The organism is Streptomyces sp. NPDC002403, from assembly GCF_053593015.1.
Genome location: NZ_JBSFBQ010000004.1, coordinates 84,535 through 105,708, shown reverse-complemented (window position 1 = coordinate 105,708; position 21,174 = coordinate 84,535). Strand labels below are relative to the sequence as shown.

At 72.0% G+C, this 21,174-nt stretch carries 18 protein-coding genes and 1 tRNA gene; 10 read left to right on the top strand and 9 right to left on the bottom strand.

All coding sequences use genetic code 11. The features are described 5' to 3' along the window. Positions 1-30 precede the first annotated feature (30 nt). A complete protein-coding gene (locus ACWCPY_RS06910) occupies positions 31-1,164 on the bottom strand; it encodes a lipid II:glycine glycyltransferase FemX (RefSeq protein WP_451263288.1) in 1,134 nt (377 codons plus the stop codon). Between the two features lie 136 nt (positions 1,165-1,300). On the opposite strand from ACWCPY_RS06910, the gene ACWCPY_RS06905 reads away from it, so the two are divergent. Then, positions 1,301-2,017 carry an antibiotic biosynthesis monooxygenase gene (locus tag ACWCPY_RS06905; protein WP_451263287.1) on the top strand — a complete coding sequence of 239 codons (717 nt, stop codon included), beginning with the start codon at positions 1,301-1,303 and terminating at the stop codon, positions 2,015-2,017. An 8-nt stretch (positions 2,018-2,025) separates the two neighbouring features. On the opposite strand, the gene ACWCPY_RS06900 is transcribed toward ACWCPY_RS06905, so the two are convergent. Continuing rightward, positions 2,026-3,885, bottom strand: coding sequence for an endonuclease/exonuclease/phosphatase family protein (locus tag ACWCPY_RS06900; RefSeq protein ID WP_451263286.1), 1,860 nt, complete (start codon positions 3,883-3,885; stop codon positions 2,026-2,028). 195 nt (positions 3,886-4,080) lie between these two features. Here ACWCPY_RS06900 and ACWCPY_RS06895 point away from each other — a divergent pair, with 195 nt between their 5' ends. The 5 genes from ACWCPY_RS06895 to ACWCPY_RS06875 all read left to right on the top strand — a co-directional run bounded on the left by ACWCPY_RS06895 (position 4,081) and on the right by ACWCPY_RS06875 (position 9,636). Continuing rightward, the gene (locus ACWCPY_RS06895; protein ID WP_451263285.1) at positions 4,081-5,544 is read left to right on the top strand and encodes a hypothetical protein; all 1,464 of its coding nucleotides are present in this window, start codon (positions 4,081-4,083) and stop codon (positions 5,542-5,544) included. A 190-nt stretch (positions 5,545-5,734) separates the two neighbouring features. Beyond that, positions 5,735-7,207: an alkaline phosphatase PhoX gene (locus ACWCPY_RS06890; RefSeq protein WP_451263284.1), complete on the top strand. Its 1,473-nt coding sequence runs from the start codon at positions 5,735-5,737 to the stop codon at positions 7,205-7,207. Between the two features lie 114 nt (positions 7,208-7,321). Beyond that, positions 7,322-7,391, top strand: a tRNA-Ile gene (locus ACWCPY_RS06885). Positions 7,392-7,746: 355 nt separating this feature from the next. Next, a complete protein-coding gene (locus ACWCPY_RS06880) occupies positions 7,747-9,327 on the top strand; it encodes a TROVE domain-containing protein (RefSeq protein WP_451263283.1) in 1,581 nt (526 codons plus the stop codon). 78 nt (positions 9,328-9,405) lie between these two features. Continuing rightward, a complete protein-coding gene (locus ACWCPY_RS06875; protein ID WP_072483039.1) occupies positions 9,406-9,636 on the top strand; it encodes a hypothetical protein in 231 nt (76 codons plus the stop codon). A 106-nt stretch (positions 9,637-9,742) separates the two neighbouring features. Here ACWCPY_RS06875 and ACWCPY_RS06870 read toward each other — a convergent pair whose 3' ends face one another. The 3 genes from ACWCPY_RS06870 to ACWCPY_RS06860 form a co-directional block, all read right to left on the bottom strand. After that, positions 9,743-10,954 (bottom strand): TerD family protein, encoded by a 1,212-nt coding sequence (locus ACWCPY_RS06870; RefSeq protein WP_451263282.1) that lies wholly within the window; start codon positions 10,952-10,954, stop codon positions 9,743-9,745. A gap of 116 nt (positions 10,955-11,070) precedes the next feature. Then, entirely contained in the window at positions 11,071-11,289 is a 219-nt protein-coding gene (locus tag ACWCPY_RS06865) for a hypothetical protein (RefSeq protein WP_451263281.1), read from the bottom strand. Positions 11,290-11,354: 65 nt separating this feature from the next. Further along, positions 11,355-12,164 carry an NAD-dependent epimerase/dehydratase family protein gene (locus ACWCPY_RS06860; protein ID WP_451263280.1) on the bottom strand — a complete coding sequence of 270 codons (810 nt, stop codon included), beginning with the start codon at positions 12,162-12,164 and terminating at the stop codon, positions 11,355-11,357. Positions 12,165-12,434: 270 nt separating this feature from the next. Here ACWCPY_RS06860 and ACWCPY_RS06855 point away from each other — a divergent pair, with 270 nt between their 5' ends. Continuing rightward, positions 12,435-13,394: a 5-dehydro-4-deoxyglucarate dehydratase gene (locus ACWCPY_RS06855; RefSeq protein ID WP_451263279.1), complete on the top strand. Its 960-nt coding sequence runs from the start codon at positions 12,435-12,437 to the stop codon at positions 13,392-13,394. Continuing rightward, the gene (locus tag ACWCPY_RS06850) at positions 13,391-14,569 is read left to right on the top strand and encodes a hypothetical protein (protein ID WP_451263278.1); all 1,179 of its coding nucleotides are present in this window, start codon (positions 13,391-13,393) and stop codon (positions 14,567-14,569) included. Before ACWCPY_RS06855 ends, ACWCPY_RS06850 begins: the two co-directional genes overlap by 4 nt. Here ACWCPY_RS06850 and ACWCPY_RS06845 read toward each other — a convergent pair. From ACWCPY_RS06845 to ACWCPY_RS06830, 4 genes are all read right to left on the bottom strand, one after another. Further along, complete coding sequence (locus tag ACWCPY_RS06845; protein ID WP_451263277.1) at positions 14,552-15,784, bottom strand: MFS transporter; 1,233 nt, start codon at positions 15,782-15,784, stop codon at positions 14,552-14,554. The genes ACWCPY_RS06850 and ACWCPY_RS06845 overlap by 18 nt on opposite strands. Positions 15,785-16,021: 237 nt before the next feature. Beyond that, entirely contained in the window at positions 16,022-17,473 is a 1,452-nt protein-coding gene (locus tag ACWCPY_RS06840) for a peptidoglycan D,D-transpeptidase FtsI family protein (RefSeq protein ID WP_451263276.1), read from the bottom strand. Positions 17,474-17,587: 114 nt separating this feature from the next. Then, positions 17,588-18,061 (bottom strand): GNAT family N-acetyltransferase, encoded by a 474-nt coding sequence (locus ACWCPY_RS06835; protein ID WP_451263275.1) that lies wholly within the window; start codon positions 18,059-18,061, stop codon positions 17,588-17,590. 3 nt (positions 18,062-18,064) lie between these two features. Then, positions 18,065-18,835: an IclR family transcriptional regulator gene (locus tag ACWCPY_RS06830; protein WP_072483027.1), complete on the bottom strand. Its 771-nt coding sequence runs from the start codon at positions 18,833-18,835 to the stop codon at positions 18,065-18,067. Positions 18,836-19,006: 171 nt separating this feature from the next. On the opposite strand from ACWCPY_RS06830, the gene ACWCPY_RS06825 reads away from it, so the two are divergent. Beyond that, complete coding sequence (locus ACWCPY_RS06825; protein WP_451263274.1) at positions 19,007-20,527, top strand: aldehyde dehydrogenase (NADP(+)); 1,521 nt, start codon at positions 19,007-19,009, stop codon at positions 20,525-20,527. Further along, complete coding sequence (locus ACWCPY_RS06820) at positions 20,524-21,135, top strand: DUF1349 domain-containing protein (protein WP_451263273.1); 612 nt, start codon at positions 20,524-20,526, stop codon at positions 21,133-21,135. Before ACWCPY_RS06825 ends, ACWCPY_RS06820 begins: the two co-directional genes overlap by 4 nt. The last annotated feature ends 39 nt before the right edge of the window (positions 21,136-21,174 follow it).

Genomic DNA, 21,174 nt, shown 5'->3' with positions numbered 1-21,174 from the left:
CTCCGGAGTCTGCCACGGGCGCCGCGCCGCTCAGCGACGGGCCATGTAGAGCGTGAATGCCTTGTGGAGCACTTTGTTGATCGGGTAGTCCCACTCGCCGATGTACTCCGCGGCCCGGCCCCCCGTGCCGACCTTGAAGCGCAGCAGACCCACCAGATGGTTGCTCTCGTCGAGGGTGTCGGTGATGCCGCGCAGGTCGTAGACGGCCGCGCCCCGTTCGTGCGCGTCGCTCATCATGCGCCACTGGACGGCGTTGCTGGGCTGCACCTCGCGCTTGCGGCCGGTCGAGGCGCCGTAGGAGTACCAGACGTGGTTGCCCACCGTCAGCATCGTCGCCGCGGAGAGGATCTCCCCGTCGTGCTGTGCGAGATAGAGCCGCATCCGGTCGGGGTCCTCGGCCCGCAGCACGGTCCACATGCGCTGGAAGTAGCCGAGCGGACGGGGGATGAAGCGGTCGCGCGCGGCCGTCTCGCGGTAGAGCTCGTAGAAGGCCGGGAGGTCCTCGTAGCCGCCCTCGACGACCTTGACGCCCGCCTTCTCGGCCTTCTTGATGTTGCGCCGCCACTGCTGGTTCAGACCGCCCCGGACCTCCTCCAGCGACAGCCCGGCGAACGGCACCTGGAAGACGTACCGGGGCTGCCCCGCGCTGAAACCGTCCTCGCTCTCCTCCTCGCCCCGCCGCCAGCCCAGGGCGCGCAGCTGCTCCACGACCTCGGCGGCCCGCGGCTCCTGCGAATCCGGCGGCACGTCGCGCAGCCGCCCGGCGGCCGGGTCGGCGATGGCGTCCTTGACGGTCCGGGCGTCCCAGTGCCGGGCCACCACCGGCGGGCCCATCCGGACCGAGAACGCGCCCTGTGCCTTCAGATGCGCCAGCATCGGATCCAGCCACTGCCCCAGCCCCGTGCCGTGCCAGTCGACGACCGGGCCCTCCGGCAGATAGGCCAGATAGCGCTTCACCCGGGGGATCGGCCGGTACAGGACGAGTCCGGCTCCGACGATCCGTTCCTGTCCCGCGCCGTCCCGGTCGAACCAGCCGATGCTCTCCGTGCGCCAGTCGGGCTTCACATCGCCCCACGACGGAACCTGCATATGGCTCACGGCGGGACGGCTCGCGACGAACGCCAGATGCTCCTCGCGGCTGATCGTCCTGAGGTGCGGTGCCATGCGCTACTCCGTTCGTTGTGCTGTCGGTGTGCCCGACGGTGGCGACAGGGTGTGCTGTTGACCTCAAGCGCACTTGACGTATCAGGGTGGTCGGCAACGGCGCACCGCCCCGGTGCCCAGGTCAGGAGGACCCGTCATGAGCGTGCGATTCGACTCCCGCCCCGATCTTGCCCGTAACGACGTCGGACTCGTCAAGGCGAGCACCTGGGATGTCGGCACCCCGGAGCGCCAACGGCGGACGGTCGAGGCCATCCGTGAGGCGTGGGACAGCCGGGACTGGCCGCATCCGGGACTTCTTTCGTACACCGTCCATGCCGGTGAGGACGGGAAGACCCTCTTCCACTACAGCCAGTGGAGTGGTGAGCAGGCGTACCAGGACTTCTTCCGGCACGGCAGGGACGAGCGCAACGCGGACATCGACGCCGCGGTGCCGGGCATCCGGCGCCTCGGGCTGCACACCCTGGAGCTCTACCGTTCCACGCCGCCGGGGGAGGGCGACGTACGGGAGCCGGGCTGCGTCGTGATCGTCGACGTCGAGTTCGAGGGCCCGGACAAGGCGCGGCAACGGGACTGGGTGGACACCGTGTTCGAGGCGCTGGGGACGGACCCGGCGCCCGCCCCCGGCGGCATCTCCGGGCACTTCCATGTGAGCACCGACGGGACGCGGGTGCTCAACTACGCCGAATGGGAGAGTGCCGAGGCCCACGTCGACGCACTGGCCGCGCCCGGTGCCGGGATCGGGTCGAGCACGCCCCAGTGGGAACGGGTGCGGTCGTACCCGGGGGTCACCGGCGGCGGCGGGGTGCACCGCTACACGCCCGCCCTCGGCATCGGGCCGGGGACGGGCGCGTAGCGCCGCCGCTACGGGCGGAAGCGGAGCACCTGCGGGTCGTGGTCGCTGTTCTGGTCGGCGAACTCGGCGTTGATGTGGACGCTGTCGTACTGGTAGTCGTCGATCGACGGGCTGGTCAGGATCTGGTCGAGGACCTGGCTGTTGCCCTGGTAGACGTAGCTGTAACGCTCCGAGCGCGGCAGGGACTTGATCGCCGGGTAGAGCGCGCCCCCGGCCGTCAGGGCCTTGGCCGTGCCGGAGAACTCGAAGTCGTTGATGTCGCCGACGACCAGCACGTCCGCGTTCTTCTGGACGCTCAGCAGCTTCTTGACGAAGGTGTTGACCGCCTGGCCCTGCGCGTGCCGCTGGACCTCCGAGGAACGGGCCGGCGGCTGGTGCTCCGAGAAGATGGACTCGTCGCCGCCCTTGGACGCGAAGTGGTTGGCGACGACGAAGACCGTACGGCCGCGGAAGGCGAACTCCCCGACGAGCGGCTTGCGGCTGTTCTCCCACGCCGCGTTCGTCGGGTCGATCCGGCCGGGGGAGAAGGTCAGGGCGGCGTGGCCCCGCTCCCGTACGACACCGGTCGCCGTCGTCGCGTCGCCGCCGGCCCGGTCGGTGAACGAGACCCGCTCCGGGTTGAAGAGGAACACCTGGCGGATGTTGCCGCCGGGCTCGCCGCCGTCCTTCTTGTCCTCCGGGTCGATGGAGCGCCACTCGTACGCCGGGCCGCCCGCCGCCACGATCGCGTCGGTGAACTTCTTCACCGTCAGGTCGGCGGCGACCGTGCCGTCGCTCTTCGCCCCGTTGTTGTCCTGGATCTCCTCCAGCGCCACGATGTCGGGCGAGGCGAGGTTGTCGACGACCGCGGCGGCGAGCGCGTCGAACTTCTCCTGCGGGTCGGTCGGGTCGAGGTTCTCGACGTTGTACGTCGCCACGGCCAGCTCGCCGCCGCGCTGCTTGCGGGTGGTCTCCCGCCGCAGGCCCTCGGCGGTGACCGTGCCCATGGTGCGGGCGGTCAGCGTGTAGCCGCCGTACTGGTTGAAGTCGAGTGGGCCCTCGGTCGCGCCGGTCAGCACGTCGCCCACGTCGGCCTTGGGGAAGGGCTGCTGGGCCAGCGGCACCAGCGACTGGATCTGCAGCCGTCCGGTGTTCTGCGCGTCGTACGAGCCGTAGACGGTGCCGCCGCGGCGGGCGTCGTTCTCGTGCGGCTTCACCGTCACCCACAGCTCGGCGTGCGCGTCGGTGGCGCCGACCACCCGCGAGGTGCCGACGCCGATGTTCATGCCTTCGAGCGACTCGTAGTAGTCGAGGGCGTAGCGGGACGGCCGCAGCGGCAGCGCGTTGATGGAACCGCCCGCCGCGCGGTCGCCCTCCGGGGCGTACCGGGACGGGACGGAGCGCTTCGTCACCCGCACCGGCTCGGGCAGGGCGTTGCCGGAGGACACCACCGCGACGGTGGGCTTGCTGATCTCGGTCATCGACTGGTTGCCGGAGTCGAGGCCGCCCGGGACGTACTCGGTGACCGTGCCGGAGACGGTGACCGCGTCACCGACCGCGACGGTGGGCGCGGAGCCGGTGTAGACGAAGACGCCCTCGCTGGTGGCGGGGTCGGCGTCCGGGTTCGGGTCCTGGAACCAGAATCCCTTCGTACCGTAACTCCGCACTCCGGTGACGATGCCCGGCACCTTTGCGACCTGCCGGCCGACGAGCGGGGATATCCGGGTGGAGCCCTGGATGTCATGGATCCGGACCTGGCCGTCCGCGGCCTGGCCGGAGGCGGTGGATGCGGACGCGGAGGTGGTGGCGGCGCCGGTGAGCAGTCCGGCGGCGAGCGCGGCGGTGACTACGGCGGAGACGGCGGTCGTTCTGGACGATGCGGCGGGCATCACGGGCTCCGGGGGTATCGAGGGCCAGAGTGGAGGTCTACGCGCGTCAATCTCTTGTGTGCGCAAGGGCGTTGTCAAGGTCTTCCGGGTGGACTGCCGTTGTCCGTTGCATGAACCGGGCGGCATGGGTCGAAATGCGTCTACGCTTGGGCCGCCCGATCCGTACGCCCGGTACGCCCCGAGGAGAACCACCTGATGTCCGCAGAGCCCCCCACCCTGCCGCCCGTACGGCTGCGCACCGAGGCCGAGCTGGCACGGGACGCGCTCGCCTCGCCGCTGCTCGCCCGCGCCGTCCGGCTCGCCCGCTGGGCGGGCCCCGGGACCCGGGTCGGCGCCGGCGGCGAGCTCGTCGACGCGCAACTGCCCGCGGCGGCCGAGCACCTGGGCCTGACGGCCGACGAGGACGGCGCGGCGGAGGCGAGCGAGGCGTGGCGGCTCGCGGTCGACACGGGGCTCGTCGATGTCGAGGACCCCGAAGAGGCCGCCGGGCCGGACGCCGAGGGGCCCGCGACCGCCGGTGAGAATCTGGCGCTGGTCACCGGCGGTTCACCGGCGGACGTCCTGTCGATCTGGCTCGACGGTCTGGAGGCCGTCCACGCCGACGCCACCGCGCCGGTCTTCGACGACCTCGCCGATCTCGTCGGCGAGGACGGCTCGATCGATTTCGAATCCCTGGACTGGGATCCGGAGGCCGAGGCGGAGTTCCTCGACGGGGTCCTCGGCAACCTGTATCTGCTCACCGTCGGCGACGGCCAGGGCGGCACGGACCCCGTCCCCGTTCCGCTGCCCGCACTCGCCGCGTCGGTGATCGTTCCCGACGACATGGGAGAGCCCACCGACGACATCCTCGAGCAGGTGTCCGAGGCGATGATGCGCCTCGACGACCAGTTCCGGGTCCTCGAACCCATCGGGATCGTCGAATACCGCCCGGTGGACGAGGCGTTGCTGTTCGAGGAGGGCGAGGACGCCGCCCCGCCTGCCGACGACGAGGACGTCACCCGGTACGGAATGGTGAAGCTCACCCCGCTCGGCCTGTACGGGCTGCGGACCCGGATGCTGGAGGCCGGGGTGGACGCCCCGGCCATCGGCGACCTCGCCGACAAGGGCGCCGACGCGCTGCTCGGTGGCGTCGCGTACTACCCCGAGGCGGCGGCCCGCAGCGAGGTCGAGCTGTGGCTCGCCCGGCGCGGTGGCGCGGACGGTGCGGCGGGCGAACTCCTGGCCGCGGCGCGCGGGACGGACCGCCAGGCCCCGCTGCGCAGGCTCCACTGCCAGCAGGCCCTCGCCCTGGTCGGCGCGGAGGCGGAGCCCGCGGTGCGCGCGGTGCTGGACGACCCCGAGCTCGGCGGTCTGGCCCGGGTCTGGCTCGCGGAGCTGGGCGCGGCCGGCGTGCCCGCCCCGCCGGAGTCGATGATCTTCTGGCTCGCCGTCGACACGATCGCGGCGCAGCTGGAGGCCGACGGAGACCTGGAGGAGCTCCAGGGCCTGGTCGAGGGACTGGCGGGCCAGCACAGCGGCTTCTTCGACGAGGCCTGGCGGGTGGAGCACCCGGCGACCGCGGACGTCCTCGAAGCGATGGGGCGGCTGCACAGCGACAAGAAGAAGGCCAAGGAGGCCCGCAAGGCGGCCTTCAAGGCCCGGTCGCGCAAGGGAGCCTGACTCACCGTCCGGGGTGAAGCGGGCGGCGCGGGCGGGGTGGCCCGTGGCGAACGGCGAGTTCAGGGCATGCGTTCCGGCCAAGTGCACAGGAAGGATGCCCCTCGGCGTCGCCCGCAGTTCAACTGGTGTTGGCGCAGGGGCGCGACTGTGGGCGCGCCAACAACCCGCCCAGTTGCCCCAGGAGTACGTGATGCCCTTCACGCGCAGGGAATTCACCAAGCAGTCCGCCCTCACCGGTGCCGGCATCGCGCTGACCGGTACCGTCGCGGCGCTGGCCACCGCACCGGGCGCCCTGGCCGCCGGGGACCCGAAGCACGGCCACGGCCACGGCCACGACGACCACGACCACGGCCACGGGCACGGCCACGAGCCCGGCTACGGGCCGCTGATCGCCGACCCCGAGGGCCTGCTCGCGCTCCCCGCAGGCTTCTCGTACAAGGTCATCACCCACAGCGGTGTCACCAAGCTGGAGTCCGGCGAGTTCACCCCCTCCAACCACGACGGCACGGCCACCTTCGAGGGCCCGCGCGGCGTCACCCTGCTCGTCAACAACCACGAGCTCAGCGGCGTCCGGTCCGGCTGGGAGCACCCGGTGCCGCTCACCGAGGGTCTCGTCTACGACCCGGTCGCGGCCGGCGGCTGCACCGTCGTGGAGACCCGCCGCGACGGCCGTACCGCCGAGTGGGTCGGCATCGCCGGCACGTCCACCAACTGCGCCGGTGGCGCCACCCCGTGGGGCACCTGGCTCACCTGCGAGGAGACCGAGGACAAGGCCGGCAAGAACGGCCTGCTCAAGGACCACGGCTACGTCTTCGAGGTCGACCCGTACGACCGGCACGCCAACCGTGACCCGCGCCCGGTCAAGGCGTTCGGCCGGTACGCCCACGAGGCCGTCGTCATCGACCCCAAGCAGGGCCACGCCTACCTGACCGAGGACGCCTCCGGCCCCAACGGGCTGCTCTACCGCTGGGTCCCGCCGCACGGCTTCCGGCACGGCCGCGGCAAGCTGCGCACGCTCGCCGACGACGCCGGTGTCCTCCAGGCCACCAAGTGCTTCGACAGCAACGGCAAGTTCGTCGACGACCTGTCCCGTGCCACGAAGACCGGAACGGTGTACGGCGTGGACTGGGTCGACGTGCCCGACCGTGACGCCAGGACGGTCTCGGTGCGCAAGCAGTTCGCCGACGGCGAGGTCACCCGCGCCCGCAAGCTCGAAGGCATGTGGTGGGGCGACGGCGGCGTGTACATCGTCTCCTCGTTCGCCCGTTCCGAGAGCCCGGTCCAGCACGACGGCCAGGTCTGGTTCTACGACCCGAAGCGCCGCACGCTGACCCTGAAGGTGCTCCTCGGGGTGAACGCCGACCCGTCGAAGGACGGCGCCTTCGACGGCCCGGACAACATCACCGTCTCGCCGTACGGCGGACTGGTCATCGCCGAGGACGGCGAGGGCGTCCAGCACCTCTTCGGGGCGACCGAGAGCGGCCGCACCTACCCCATCGCGCGCAACGAGCTGAACATCGGCAGCGAGGAGGAGCCGGAGTACAGCGAGTTCACCGGAGTCACGTTCTCGCCCGACGGCCGGACGCTGTACGCCAACATCCAGACGCCGGGCATCATGCTCGCCATCACCGGTCCGTGGAAGCGCCAGCCGAACCGCCACTGACGGTCTGCCGGCCGGCGTCCTGCCACGGGTGTTCCTCCGGCCGGTGCTCTCCCGGCCGGCGCGCGTAATTCCCTCGCGCGCCGGCCGGGCATCCCCCTAGAGTCCTGTCCGTGCCCAGGTGCGCAGGCAGGACCTACTTCCACTGATAATGGGGATGTCGCGGGTTCGAGTCCCGCCACCGGATCCCGTTCCGGTGTAGCTCAGTCGGCAGAGCACCTTCGTCGGTTCCGCCGACCCTGATCTCTGGGCGCCACAACTTCATCAGCACGACTGCATCGCACCTCCCGGTGCGCGGGCTGCGGCTACTTCCTCTCACGAAACCGCCGCCGCCGACTCTGATCTCGGGAGGCACAGACGCCGGGGGTGCCCGGTGCGCAGGCGACGGCTACTTCCATTGGACTGACGGTTGCGGGTTCGAGTCCCGTCCGGCCACGGCCGGTAGCTCAATCGGATAGAGCATCAGTGAGCCCGTCGCCGACTCCTGATCTCGGGCACCCCTTTCCGCTGTGCCTTCCCCCAATGAATTCGGGGGGATTCACATGGCACGCTTCAACACCCGCACCACCAGGCCCCGTGCCACCTCGCCGGTGAGGACGACCGGGCGCACCGCGCCGACCCATCAGGGCGGCCGGGGACATCTGCGCGACAACCGCTCCGAGCTCTTCCTGCTCGCGGTCGCCGATTTCGTTTCCCAGCAGACCTTCTACGAGGACGGCGAGCAGCGCGACGAGCGCTTCGCCGAGCTGGTGCGGGTGCTCGCCGTCGGTGACCCCGAATGGACCGCGGGCCTGCTGCACTGGCTGCGCCGGGACGGCCGGATGCGTACCGCCTCGATCGTCGGCGCCGCCGAGTACGTGAAGGCGCGGCTGGACGCGGGCGCCGAGGACGGACCGTCCAACCGCCAGGTCGTCGACTCCGTCCTGCTGCGCGCCGACGAACCCGGGGAACTCCTCGGGTACTGGACCTCCCGCTACGGCCGGGCCGTGCCCAAGCCGGTCAAGCGCGGCATCGCCGATGCCGTGCGCCGGCTCTACAACGGCAGGTCGCTGCTGAAGTACGACACCGCGTCCAAGGGCTACCGCTTCGGCGACATCCTGAACCTGGTGCACGCCTCGCCCGACCCGCAGAAGCCGTGGCAGGGCGAGCTGTTCCGGTACGCCCTCGACCGCCGCCACCACCCCGAGGCGGCCGTGGTGCCGGTCGCGGACCGGGTGCTGAACGCCCACCGCGCGCTGATGGAGCTGCCCACCGGGGAACGGCGGGCCGTGATCGAGGGCGCCGACGGGGCGGACCGGCTGGCCGCCGCCGGCATGACCTGGGAGGCCCTGGCGGGCTGGCTGCAGGGCCCGATGGACGCCACGGCCTGGGAAGCGGTGATCCCGTCGATGGGCGCGATGGCGCTCATCCGCAATCTGCGCAACTTCGACGAGGCGGGCGTCTCGGACGAGGTGGCCGCGCGGGTGGCGGAACGGATCCGCGACCCGGCAGCGGTCGCCGCGTCCCGGCAGTTCCCGTTCCGCTACCTCGCCGCCTACCAGCACGCGCCCTCGCTGCGCTGGGCCCATCCGCTGGAGCAGGCGCTCGGCCACTCGCTGGACAACGTGCCCGCCCTGCCGGGCCGGACACTGGTCCTGGTCGACCGCTCGGGCTCGATGTGGTCGCCGCTCTCGGACCGCTCCCAGCTCAACCGGGCCGACGCGGCCGCGATCTTCGGCACGGCGCTGGCACTGCGGGCGGCCGATGCCGACCTGGTGCAGTTCGGTATGAACAGTGCACCGGTGACATATCGCCGGAGTGAGTCCGTGCTGAAGGTCCTGGAGCGCTTCGGCAACCTCGGCGGCACCGAGACCGCGGAGGCGGTGAGCCGGCACTACCGGGGCCATGACCGGGTGCTGATCGTCACCGACGAGCAGGCGTCGTTCTCGTACGCCGCGGACGTCACCGAGGCGGTGCCGGCCACCGTGCCCGTCTACACCTGGAACCTGGCCGGGTACCGGGTCGGACACGCCCCCTCGGGCGACGGGACGCGCCACACCTTCGGGGGTCTTTCGGACGCCGCGTTCCGCATGGTGCCGCTGCTGGAAGCGGGCCGGGACGCGGACTGGCCCTGGATCCGCTGATCACGAATCCGGTATCAGTGGGACCCCTGCGGTGAACGGGCATGGCGTCGGGCGTTCCCAGGGCGCATACTCAAGGTAATGAAACAGTCAGCCGGTTCCCGGCGCCATCTGCCCTCCAGTCCCTTCAACCGCCCGGCCCAGGCGGACCCACCGGTCGAATTGTTCGATGTGGGCGACCGGGTGTCGCACGATCAGTTCGGACTCGGCCGCGTCCTCGCCGTCGAGGGCGACAACGACGCGGTGCTCATCGACTTCTCGGGGCGGCAGGGGAGGATCCTGAGCCCGTACTCCAAGCTGACCAAGCTCTGAGGGAGGCGGCGAGCACGCGCGGCGTCCGCGTCCCCGTCCCGCTCTCCGACTCCAGGGGCTGCCCGTACTCGCGGGCAGCCCCTGAAACCGTATCGGTGGCCCTCCCTCACAGCGCCTGGGCGGCGGGCTTCACCATGCCGCGGACGGTGCGCGACTTCACGAAGTCGCCCATGGCCGTCATCTCCCACTCGCCGGAGAACTGCTTGATCAGCTTGGCCATCATCACGCCGGTCTGCGGCTCGGCGCCGGTCAGGTCGAAGCGGACCAGCTCCTCGCCGGTGGTCGCGTCGACCAGCCGGCAGTAGGCCTTGGCGACCTCGGTGAACTTCTGGCCGGTGAACGAGTTGACCGTGAAGACCAGCCCGGTCGCCTCCGCCGGGATCCGGCCCAGGTCCACGACGATCACCTCGTCGTCACCCGCGCCCTCGCCCGTGAGGTTGTCGCCGGAGTGCTTGATCGCGCCGTTCAGGATGGAGAGCTTGCCGAAGTAACAGCTGTCCAGGTGGTTGCGATTGGGGCCGTAGGCGATCACGGAGGCATCGAGGTCGATGTCCTTGCCCCGGAACGCGGGCTCCCAGCCAAGGCCCATCTTGACCTGGGAGAGCAGCGGTCGGCCGCCCTTGACCAGGGAGACCGTCTGGTTCTTCTGGAGGCTGACCCGGCCCTTGTCGAGGTTGATCTTGCCGCCGGCGGGCGGAGCGGCGGGCGGAGCCGGCGGGGCGGCGGGAGCCGGGGGCGCGGCGATCCGGGGGTCCACCGGGGCCGCGGCGGGCATCGGGGGCGCCACGGGCGCGGGGGCGGGCGCGGCGGCGGGCTCCTCCTCGACCGAGACGCCGAAGTCCGTGGCGATGCCGGCCAGTCCGTTCGCATAGCCCTGACCGACCGCGCGGGCCTTCCAGGCGCCGTTGCGGAGATAGACCTCGATGACCACGAGCGCCGTCTCGGTACCCAGCCGGGGCGGGGTGAACGTGGCGAGCACGCTGCCGTCGTCGGCGTTGCGCACCGTCGCGGTGGGCTCGATGCCCTGGAAGGTCTGGCCCGCCGCGTCCGGGCTCGCCGTGACGACGATCTTCTCGATGCCGGGCGGGACCGCGGTGGTGTCCACCAGGATCGCGTCCGGCGCGGTGCCGCCGCCGGAGCGGTAGGTCACGCCGGGGCCGTTGGGCTGGTTGTAGAAGATGAAGTCGTCGTCGGAGCGCACCTTGCCGTCGGCGGTGAGCAGCAGGCCCGAAACGTCGAGCCGCACCGGTGCGGAGACGTCCACGGCCACGCGGGCCGCGGAGAGAGGGATGTTCGAGCCGGGGGTCATAGCGGTCATGCTCGGGGTAACGAACGACCCCGCTTTGCCGTTCCCTTACCTTCGAGGACCTTCGAGGACCTTCGAGGACCTTCGCGACCTTCGAGGCCTTCGCGGACATACGTCCGCACGCTCCGTCAGCGGTTGCGCGGGTGGTTGCGGGCGGTGCGCTCGTTGCCGTGCTTGTACGCCCCCGTCCAGCGGGCCATCACCAGTTGCGCGTCCCCCGACTCCACCTCCGCCAGGAACTTCTCCGCCCGGCCGCCGCGCAGTGTGCCCGCGGGGCGGCCGCGGTGGGTGATGGTGACGCTCGCGTCGCCGCGCTGGTCGTACAGGAATCCGGAAGGTCTCGGCATGGCTCCGCATACTGCCCGGCGCACGCGCGCCCGGTCGCGGGGATTTCCTGCGGCCCGGGCCGTCGTCAGCGCGGCCAGATCGGCGGGTTGGTGCAGAAGTGACCGCCGAGGTGGGCGTGGTCGGGGTTGTCCGGGTCCAGTTCGCCCTGTTCGGCGATGAGCCGGGCCGCGTAGGGCTCCGAGTCGTCCTTCGGTTCGTACCCCAGCGCGCGGGCCGTCGTCAGGTCCCACCACAGGCGGGTGTTGTCGGACGAACCGTGGACGACGGTGTGCCGCACGTCCTCGGCGGTGAGTGCGGCGTGGAAGAGCCGGGCGCCGTCCTCGGGGCTCATCCAGACCGAGAGCATCCGTACCGAGGTCGGCTCGGGGAAGCAGGAGCCGATCCGCACCGAGACGGTCTCCATGCCGTGCCGGTCCCAGTACAGCTGTGCGAGGTCCTCGCCGAAGGACTTGGACAGGCCGTAGAAGGTGTCGGGGCGGCGCGGGGCGTCGACGGGGATCAGCGGGTCGCCGGGCAGCGGGCGGGGGGTGTGGCCGACGACATGGTTGGAGGAGGCGAACACGATGCGCCGTACGTTCTCCTCGCGCGCGGCCTCGTAGAGGTTGTACGTGCCCTCGATGTTCGCCTTGAGGATCTTGTCGAAAGTGGATTCCAGGGAGATGCCCGCGAGGTGGACGATCGCGTCGACACCCCCTACGGCCTCACGCAGTGCCTCCCGGTCGCCGAGGTCGGCGGTGATCGCGTCCGGCTCGCCCTCGACGGGGACGGCGTCGAAGAGGCGGAGTTCGTAGCCGTACGCGGGCAGCAGGCCGCGCATCAGGGTGCCGAGGCCGCCGGCGGCGCCGGTGAGCAGGACGGTGCGGGGAGCGGGCATACGCGAATCTCCTCGGGACATCAAATCCATGGACGACATTCATATGCATGGACAAGCTAAGAAGTCCTGGCTTTCGGAGTCAAGTGTGGCGGCGAGGGTCGGCCCCCGCGGGCCCGGAGCCGCCGACTCCGCCTCCGGGGTCGATCGCCGGATTCCTTCGCCCGCTCCCCCTCCTTGACCTGCGCCCGACGGCTGCCTTAGCGTGAAGCTGTTCATGAATATGGACACCGATCAGAATTGTGCACGCCTGAACCCGCTCAGGGAGCGCCAGTGACCTCAGCCCCTCTTGCCGCCCGACTCGGCCGTGTCGCCGGGCCGCTCTTCTTCCCCGTCACCGCGTACGGACCGGACGGCGACATCGACCTCGATGCCTTCCGCGCGCATGTGCGGGCCGGTGTCGACGCCGGTGCGGCGGCGGTCTTCGCCTGCTGCGGCACCGGTGAGTTCCACGCGCTCACGCCGCAGGAGTTCCGCCGCCTCGTCGCCGCGGCCGTCGAGGAGACCGCCGGCGAGGTGCCCGTCGTCGCGGGGGCCGGATACGGCACGGCGCTCGCGATCCAGTACGCGGAGCTCGCCGAGGAAGCGGGCGCGGACGGGCTCCTCGCCATGCCCCCGTACCTCGTCGTCGCCGACCAGGAGGGGCTGCTGGGCCACTACACCGCGCTCGCCGCGGCCACTTCCCTGGAGACGATCGTCTACCAGCGCGACAACGCCGTCTTCACCCCCGCGACCGTCGTCGCGCTGGCCGGGACGCCCGGCGTCATCGGCCTCAAGGACGGCTACGGCGACCTCGACCTGATGCAGCGCATCGTCAGCGCCGTCCGCACGGAGCTGCCGGGCCGGGACTTCCTGTACTTCAACGGACTGCCCACCGCCGAACTCACCGGCCCCGCCTACCGGGGCATCGGCGTCACGCTCTACTCCTCCGCCGTCTTCGCCTTCGCGCCCGACATCGCGCTCGCCTTCTACCGGGCGGCGGACTCCGGCGACGACGAACTGACCGGGGCCCTGCTCGACCACTTCTACCGGCCGCTCGTGGAGCTGCGCGCCAAGGGCCGCGGCTACGCCGTCTCGCTCGTCAAGGCCGGGGTCCGGCTGGGCGGCCTGGACGTGGGCGAGGTCCGCACCCCGCTCACCGAGCCGTCCGCCGCCCACGTCGAGGAGCTCACCGCGATCATCGCGCGCGGCCGGGCCCTGCTGGAGAAGTACGGGCGGGAGCGGCGCGGGTGAAGACCTCGGCCTTCCTCTACCCCTGGGACGTCGTCGGCGACCCGGACGCGGCAGCCCGCGTCGCGGACCTGGGCGTCGAGCAGGTGACGCTGGCCGCCGCCTACCACTCCACCCGGGCGCTGACCCCGCGTCACCCCGGCCGCCGCATCGTCACCGCAGAGCACGCCGCGGTGCTCTACCCGCCGGACGCCGCCCGGTGGGCGGGACGACCGCTCCGCCCCTACGAGCAGTCCTGGGTGGCCTCGGGCGATCCGTTCGCCGAGGCGGCCGAGGCCCTCACCGCCGCCGGCCTGGAGGTGCACACCTGGGTGGTCCTGGCCCACAACTCCCGGCTGGGCGCCGAGCACCCGGACACCTCCGTCGTCAACGCGTACGGCGACCGCTACCCCTGGGCACCGTGCATCGCCCGGCCCGCGGTCCGCGCATACCTGGTCGCACTGGCGGCGGAGGCGGCGGCACGAGGCGGCGCGCGCGGCACGGAGCTGGAGTCCTGCGGCTGGTACGGCTTCGCGCATCTGCACGCCCACGACAAGATCGCGGGCGTCGGTCTCGGGGATGCGGCGCAGTATCTGATGTCGCTCTGCTTCTGCCCCGACTGCCGGACCGGCTACGCCGGACACGGCCTGGACGCCGACGGGCTGGCGGCGGCCGTACGCACCGCGCTGGAGCCGGTCTGGGCCGGTTCCGGCTCCCCGGAGGCGGGCCGGGCGGGCATCGGGAAGCTCCTCGGCGCCGACCTCGCCGACGCGACCCTCCAGTGGCGCGGCGAGGCCGCCCGTACGCTCCAGGAGTCGGCGGTCGCCGCCGTGCGGGCGGCGACGGAGCCGGGGTTCCAGGTGCTGCTGCACGCCGACCCCGCCCCCCACCGCACCGGTGCGAACGTCGGGGTCGACCCGGAGCACATCCTGTCCGTGGCGGACGGCGTGGTGCTGCCCTGCACCGGCGACGACGCGGCGCGCGAGGCCGTACTCGCCCCGTTCGCCGGGCACGACGGGGTGCTCGCGGCCAACTTCTCCGTGGTCACGGGGATGGGCGGCAGCCCCGCCACGCTGGAGCGGGACGCCGCGCACGCCGCGTCGCTCGGCGCGGACCAACTGCGGCTGTACCACGCCGGGCTGGCCTCCGATCCGGACCTCCAGGCCGTCGCCGGAGCGCTCTCACGCCTCCGCCGATGAAGGAGCCGGGCCGGCGGGGGCGTCCGTCAGCCTCCCCCGCCGGCCCGTCACCAACAGGGCCGCGGTCAGCAGCCCCGCCGCGCCGACCAGCGGCAGCAGCACCCGGATGTCCACCAGCGCGATCAGACCGGCGCCGAGTGCCAGCGCCACCGCGTTCGGGACCATCATCAGCGTGTTGGCGGTCGCGGCGGTGCGGCCCAGTACGGCCTCCGGGGTCTCCCGCTGCACCGCCGTCATCGCGGCGATCAGCACACACGGCAGCCCGATCCCGATGGCCGCGCTCGCCGCCAGCGCCACCGCGTCGTACGGCAGCGCCCGCGCCCCCACCGCCACCGCGAACAGCGCGATCCCGGCCGCCGTGAACACCCGCTCCCCGAGCCGCCGCAGCAGCGGGCCGGCCAGCAGCCCGATCACCACGGACCCGGCGCCCTGCACCGCGTACAGCACACCCGCGTACGTGGGGGAGTGCCCCAGACCGTCGTCGACGACCGCGTAGACCGCGGCCCCGTTGAGCCCCGCGCACAGCATCGTCATCGAGCCCGCCAGCACCAGCGGCCGCAGCGCCGCGGAATCCCGCACCTGGCGGATACCCGCCGTGAGTTCGCCCCGTCGGCCGGCACGGGCGGCCCGGCCCGGCTCCCCGGCCGGCAGCAGTGCGCAGACCCCGGCCGCCAGCGCGAAAGACACCGCGTCCAGCAGCGCCACCGCCCCGCCCCCGAAACGCGCGTACAGCCCGGCACCGGCCAGCGGCGCCAGCAGCTTCATGCCCTCGCCCGCCGTCATCCGCAGCCCGTTGAAGTCGCCCAGCAGCGGGGCGTCGACGGCCCCGGCGACCAGCGTCGACTCGGCCGCGTCCACCAGCACGGAACTCGTGCCGTACAGGACGAGCACGACGAAGAGGATCCAGATCCGGCCCGCCGAATCGACCAGGGTCAGCGAGGTGAGCAGCCCCGCCATGACGAGGTTCGACCCGACCAGGAGCGGCTTTCCCGGGATCCGGTCGGCGATCGTCCCGAGCGCCGGCCCCACCAGCACCGGCAGCCACATGGCGAACACCGCGAGCGCCGCCAGACTGTCCGACCCGGTGAGGGACTTGACCCAGACCCCCGCCGCGAGCCACATCGCGGAGGTCCCGAAACCCGAGACGACCACCGCCGTCAGAAACAGCCCGGCCGTACGGTCCTTCAGCACCCGTACCGTCCCCGACCCCGTCACCGAACCCACCGAACCCACCGCACCCTTCCTGCCGGCGCCTTCGCCATGGGGACCAGGCTGCCGACCGAGGTGCCCCGGAGGCATCGGGAGGATGACCTACTCCGCACCCGGCGCGAGGAACCGGCCCCGCCCGGGGATAGGGCACATGCCGGACGCCCGCGAAACGCGTCCGGCGCGGGTGCGTGCCCGAGGTCACGCGCCCGCGCCGGATCCGGCGTACGGCTCCCGCCGTCCCTTTCAGTCCGTCAGTGCCGCCTTCATCATCTTCTGGGCGATCGGCGCCGCCAGACCGTTGCCGCTGACCTCCGAGCGCGCCGCGCCCGAGTCCTCGACGACCACGGCGACCGCGACCTCCTTGCCGCTGGACGCGTCCTTCGCGTACGAGGTGAACCAGGCGTACGGGGTCTTGCTGTTGCCGACGCCGTTCTGCGCGGTACCCGTCTTTCCGCCCACCTCGGCCCCGGCGATCCGGGCGTTGGTGCCGGTGCCCTCCTCGACGACCGTCACCATGGCGCTGCGCAGCTGCGCGGCGGTGGACTCGGAGACGACCCGCTCGGTGTCCCCGTCCGCGAACTCCTGGAGCGAGCTGCCCTTGGAGTCGGTCACGGCGGACACCATGTGCGGCGCGGCGAGTTCGCCGCCGTTGGCGAGGGCGGCGGAGACCATGGCCATCTGCAACGGCGTCGCGGTGACCTCGAACTGGCCGATGCCGGTGAGCGCCGTCTGCGGGCGGTCCATGCCCGACGGGTAGACGCTCTTGGAGGCCCGCACCGGCACGTCGAGCTTGTCGGTGTTGAAGCCGAACTTCTCCGCCATCGCCCTGACCTTGTCCTGGCCGAGGTCGACGGCGGCCTTCGCGAAGACGTTGTTGCAGGAGTACTGGAGCGCGGTGCGCAGCGTGGCGTTCTCGCAGGGCGCCGAGGGGTTCTCGTTGCTCAGGACGGTGCTGGTGCCGGGCAGCGTGTACGGATTGGGGCTGGCGGTGCGCTCGTCGACCGAGCCGTACAGCCCGTCCTCCAGCGCGGCTGCCGCCACCACCAGCTTGAACGTGGAACCGGGCGCCAGCGGCTGCCGCAGCGCGCGGTTGACCATCGGCTTGTCCTCGTCGTCGAGCAGTTTCTGCCAGGCTTCGCCGTCCGTCGTCCCGCTGATCGTCGAGGGGTCGTACGAGGGAGTGGAGACCATGCCCAGGATCCGGCCGGTCTTCGGGTCGATCGCGACCGCCGCCCCCTTGTCGTCGCCGAGCGCCTCGTACGCGGCCTTCTGCACATCCGGGTCGATCGTCGTCAGGACGTTGCCCGGGGCCGCCTGCTTGCGCGTCAGCGCGTCCATCGGGTTCTTCAGCCGGTCGTCGGTGCCGTCCAGCACCCGGCTGTAGATCCCTTCGAGCTGTGTGGCGCCGTACGCCTGCGAGCTGTAGCCGGTGACGGCCGCGTAGAGCTCGCCCTGTGTGTACGTGCGCCGGTAATCGAGGTCGCTGCCCACCGTCCTCTTCGATCCGGTGACCGGGTTCCCGGCCACGATGATGTCGCCGAGCGGCTGCGCGTACTGCGCGATGGTGTTCCGCCGGTTGTGTTCGTCGTCTGCGAGCGCCTTTGCCTGGTACGCCTGCACCCAGGTCGCCCGCCCCAGCAGGGCGAGAACCAGCAGCAGGCAGAAGACCGAAGCGCGCCTGATCGTTCTGTTCATCCCGCCCGAGGGACGAGCGGGGCAAAGCGTGCCGTTCCCGAATGCGGTGATTCTCACCGGTTTCTCATACGGGCCGGGGGCGCTCGGGCACGGCGGCGGAGGGCCGCCGTCCGCTCACTCCGGCAGCGTGAACAGCAGCTCGTCGGTCTCCTCGCCGCGGGCGTGCGCGTACCCGTGGTCCGTGCCGGTGACGGTGAACCCGCACTTCTCCAGGACCCGGCGCGAGCCGGCGTTGTCGGCCGCGGCCCGGGCGTGCAGAGGGCGTTCGGGCACGGCGTCGAGCAGCGCCGACAGCGCGGCCGTCGCGAGCCCCCGGCCCCACCGCGCCCGGTCGATCCAGTAGGTGACCTGGCGGTCGCCCAGGGGTCCGTACACCCCGGCGTTGCCGACCACCGTGCCGTCCGCGACCACCGTGCGCATCACGACGGAGTCATTGGCCAGGATGTACCGCCAGTGGGCGTCGAACGCCCGCCGGTCGGTGGGGTCCTCGCTGGTGAAGGCGGCCGTCCTGACCGCTTCCGGGTCGGACATGAAGGCGAAGAACAGCGGCAGATCGCCCTCCAGGACCTCGCGCAGGGTGATCCCCATGCTTCAGAGCCTCCGGGTGGCGAGCGTCAGCCGGTCCCGGGCGTCGAACAGCGCGTCCTTCACCATCTGTTCGTGCGCGGGCGTGAGCCGGGCGACCGGCACCGAGCAGCTGATGGCGTCGCGGGCGGGGGTGCGGTACGGGACGGCGACGCCGAAGCAGCGCAGTCCGAGGGTGTTCTCCTCGCGGTCCACCGCGTACCCCTGTTCGCGGATGAGGTGCAGTTCCTCGATGAGCTTCTCGCGGTCGGTGATGGTGTGCTCGGTCAGCGCGGGCAGCGTCTCGGGGAGCAGCTTACGGACCTGCTCGTCGCTGTGGGTGGCCAGCAGCGCCTTGCCGAGCGAGGTGGAGTGGGCGGGCAGCCGGCGGCCGACGCGGGTGAAGGGGCGCAGATAGTGCTGGGACTGCCGGGTGGCGAGGTACACCACGTTCGTTCCGTCGAGACGCGCCAGGTGGATGGTCTCCGTCGTGTCGTCGGAGAGCCGGTCCAGGGTCGGCCGGGCGGCCGCGACGACCTCGTCGCCGTCGATGTACGAGGTGCCGACCAGCAGGGCCCGTACGCCGATCCCGTACCGCGTGCCCGTAGCGTCGGTCTCCACCCAGCCCAGCTCCACCAGTGTGCGCAGCAGCATGTAGAGGCTGGACTTGGGATAGCCGACGGCCTCCTGGACCGCGGCCAGCGAGTGCATGCCGGGCCGCCCCGCGAAGTATTCGAGCAGCTCCACCGTCCGTACGGCGGACTTGACCTGTGCCCCACCGGATTCGGCAACCGACATCGCCCTACGCCCCTTCCAGCCCACTTGCGAAACCCTGAGACTTCTTGAACCGGCGACTTCTTGCCAACACGGAACGCCCGGAAATAGAGTCGCTTTATATTCACGATCAGGAACTATGTTCAGAATACCGAACAACTTCTGATGTGTGGCAGTGGAGCGGAAGGAATCGCGGTGGCAGCAGCACCAGTCTGGAGCGTCGACCCCCGTACCGGGAACCCGCGTGAGCAGGTTGCGGTGGAGGCTACAGCGGAGGAGGTCGACCGTGCGGTCCGGGCCGCCCACGCGGTACGCGAATCGCTCGCCGACCGCACCGTACGCGCCGCCTTCCTGCGCACCGCGGCCGATCTGCTCACCGAGGCCGGGGAGCACGTCATCGAGGCCGCCGACGCCGAGACGGCGCTCGGACCGGCCCGGCTGACCGGCGAACTCGCGCGCACCGCGGCCCAGTTGAGGGCCTTCGCGGAGGTCGTCGACGAGGGCGCCTTCCTCGACGTCCACATCGACCACGCGGACGCCACCCGGACCCCGCCCTGGCCCGACCTGCGCCGCTACAAGATCCCGCTCGGCGTCGTCGCCGTCTACGCGGCCAGCAACTTCCCGCTCGCCTTCTCCGTACCCGGCGGCGACACCGCGAGCGCGCTGGCCGCCGGCTGCCCCGTCGTCGTCAAGGCGCACCCCGACCACCCCGCCACCTCCGAGCTGTGCGCCTCCGTGCTGCGCAGGGCGGCGGCCCGGGTCGGCCTGCCCGAGGACGTGCTGATCCTGGTGCACGGCTTCGACGCGGGAGTCGAGCTGATCGGGCACCCGCTCGTCGCCGCCGCCGGGTTCACCGGCTCGGTCCGCGGCGGACGCGCCCTGTTCGACGCCGCGGCGGCCCGCCCCCGGCCCATCCCCTTCCACGGCGAACTGGGCTCCCTCAACCCCGTCGTCGTCACCGAGGCGGCCGCCGACGAGCGCGCCGAGGAGATCGGCGCGGGGCTCGCGGGCTCGATGACCATGGGCGCCGGCCAGTTCTGCACCAAGCCCGGCTTCGTCCTGGCCCCGGCGGGCGAGACCGGCGACCGGCTGCTGAAGTCCCTCACGGACGCGGTCAGCGACACCGAGGCCGCGGTCCTGCTCGACCACCGGATGCGCGCGGCCTTCGTCGAGGGGGTACGGACCCGCGCCGGACTCCCGGACGTGGAGGCGCCGGTCACCCCCGGCGCGGGCGGCGACCACACCGTCGCACCCGGCTTCCTCACCGTCCCCGCACAGCTCCTCGCCACCGAGGGCCCGCACGACGAACTGCTGGAGGAGTGCTTCGGCCCCGTCACCGTCGTCGCCCGCTACACCTCCGAGGCGGAGATCACCGCCGTGCTCTCCCGGCTCCCCGGCAACCTCACCGCCACCCTCCACACCGCGACGGACGGCGCCGACGCCGACGCCCCCGGACTCCTCGCGGCCCTCACCCCGCTGGCCGGCCGGGTCCTCGTCAACGGCTGGCCGACCGGCGTCGCCGTCGCCCCCGCCCAGCACCACGGGGGCCCCTACCCGGCCACCACCTCCACCTCCACCTCGGTCGGCGCCACCGCGATCGAACGCTGGCTGCGCCCGGTCACCTACCAGACGACCCCCGAGGCCCTGCTCCCGCCGGAGCTCCGCGAGGACAACCCCCTGAACCTTCCCCGCCGAGTGGACGGACGCCGGGCATGACCCCACGAATCCCCGAACTCCCCTTCGAACTAACCGAGTTCGGTCCCAGCGGTGACTGGACGTACGAGAACGGCACCCTGACCGGCCGCGCCGGCGCCCGCCAGGACCGCTTCGTACCGCCCGGCGGCGAATCCCTCGACTCCATCAGCGACGCCCCCCGCCTCCTCGGCCCCGCGCCCCGGGGCGACTTCCAGCTGCTCGCCCGGGTGAAGGTCGGCTTCGCGGCGGCCTTCGACGCCGGGGTGCTCTACCTCCACGTCGGGGAACGGGAGTGGGCCAAGATCTGCCTGGAGCTCTCCCCGGACCGCCCCACCGTCTGCACGGTCGTCACCCGCGGCCACTCCGACGACGTCAACTCCTTCGTGGTGGACGGCGACACCGTCTGGCTGCGCCTCGGCCGCACGGGCAACGCCTTCGCCTTCCACGCCTCGTCCGACGGCGAGAAGTGGACCTTCGTCCGCGTCTTCGCCCTCGGCGCCCCGGACCACGCGGCCGAGGCGTCGATCGGCTTCCTGGTCCAGTCACCGACGGGCGAGGGCTGCGAGGCGTCCTTCGACCGGATCGCGTTCCGTGCGACGGGGGTGGGGGACCTGCGGGACGGGAGCTGATCCGTCCCGCCCGGATCCCCCGACGCGCGGCGGCGGCGC

Coding starts and splice junctions, on each gene's coding strand:
- ACWCPY_RS06910 (WP_451263288.1), bottom strand. CDS start 1,164: ATGGCACCGCACCTCAGGACGATCAGCCGCGAGGAGCATCTGGCGTTC.
- ACWCPY_RS06905 (WP_451263287.1), top strand. CDS start 1,301: ATGAGCGTGCGATTCGACTCCCGCCCCGATCTTGCCCGTAACGACGTC.
- ACWCPY_RS06900 (WP_451263286.1), bottom strand. CDS start 3,885: ATGCCCGCCGCATCGTCCAGAACGACCGCCGTCTCCGCCGTAGTCACC.
- ACWCPY_RS06895 (WP_451263285.1), top strand. CDS start 4,081: ATGTCCGCAGAGCCCCCCACCCTGCCGCCCGTACGGCTGCGCACCGAG.
- ACWCPY_RS06890 (WP_451263284.1), top strand. CDS start 5,735: ATGCCCTTCACGCGCAGGGAATTCACCAAGCAGTCCGCCCTCACCGGT.
- ACWCPY_RS06880 (WP_451263283.1), top strand. CDS start 7,747: ATGGCACGCTTCAACACCCGCACCACCAGGCCCCGTGCCACCTCGCCG.
- ACWCPY_RS06875 (WP_072483039.1), top strand. CDS start 9,406: ATGAAACAGTCAGCCGGTTCCCGGCGCCATCTGCCCTCCAGTCCCTTC.
- ACWCPY_RS06870 (WP_451263282.1), bottom strand. CDS start 10,954: ATGACCGCTATGACCCCCGGCTCGAACATCCCTCTCTCCGCGGCCCGC.
- ACWCPY_RS06865 (WP_451263281.1), bottom strand. CDS start 11,289: ATGCCGAGACCTTCCGGATTCCTGTACGACCAGCGCGGCGACGCGAGC.
- ACWCPY_RS06860 (WP_451263280.1), bottom strand. CDS start 12,164: ATGCCCGCTCCCCGCACCGTCCTGCTCACCGGCGCCGCCGGCGGCCTC.
- ACWCPY_RS06840 (WP_451263276.1), bottom strand. CDS start 17,473: ATGAACAGAACGATCAGGCGCGCTTCGGTCTTCTGCCTGCTGCTGGTT.
- ACWCPY_RS06835 (WP_451263275.1), bottom strand. CDS start 18,061: ATGGGGATCACCCTGCGCGAGGTCCTGGAGGGCGATCTGCCGCTGTTC.
- ACWCPY_RS06830 (WP_072483027.1), bottom strand. CDS start 18,835: ATGTCGGTTGCCGAATCCGGTGGGGCACAGGTCAAGTCCGCCGTACGG.
- ACWCPY_RS06820 (WP_451263273.1), top strand. CDS start 20,524: ATGACCCCACGAATCCCCGAACTCCCCTTCGAACTAACCGAGTTCGGT.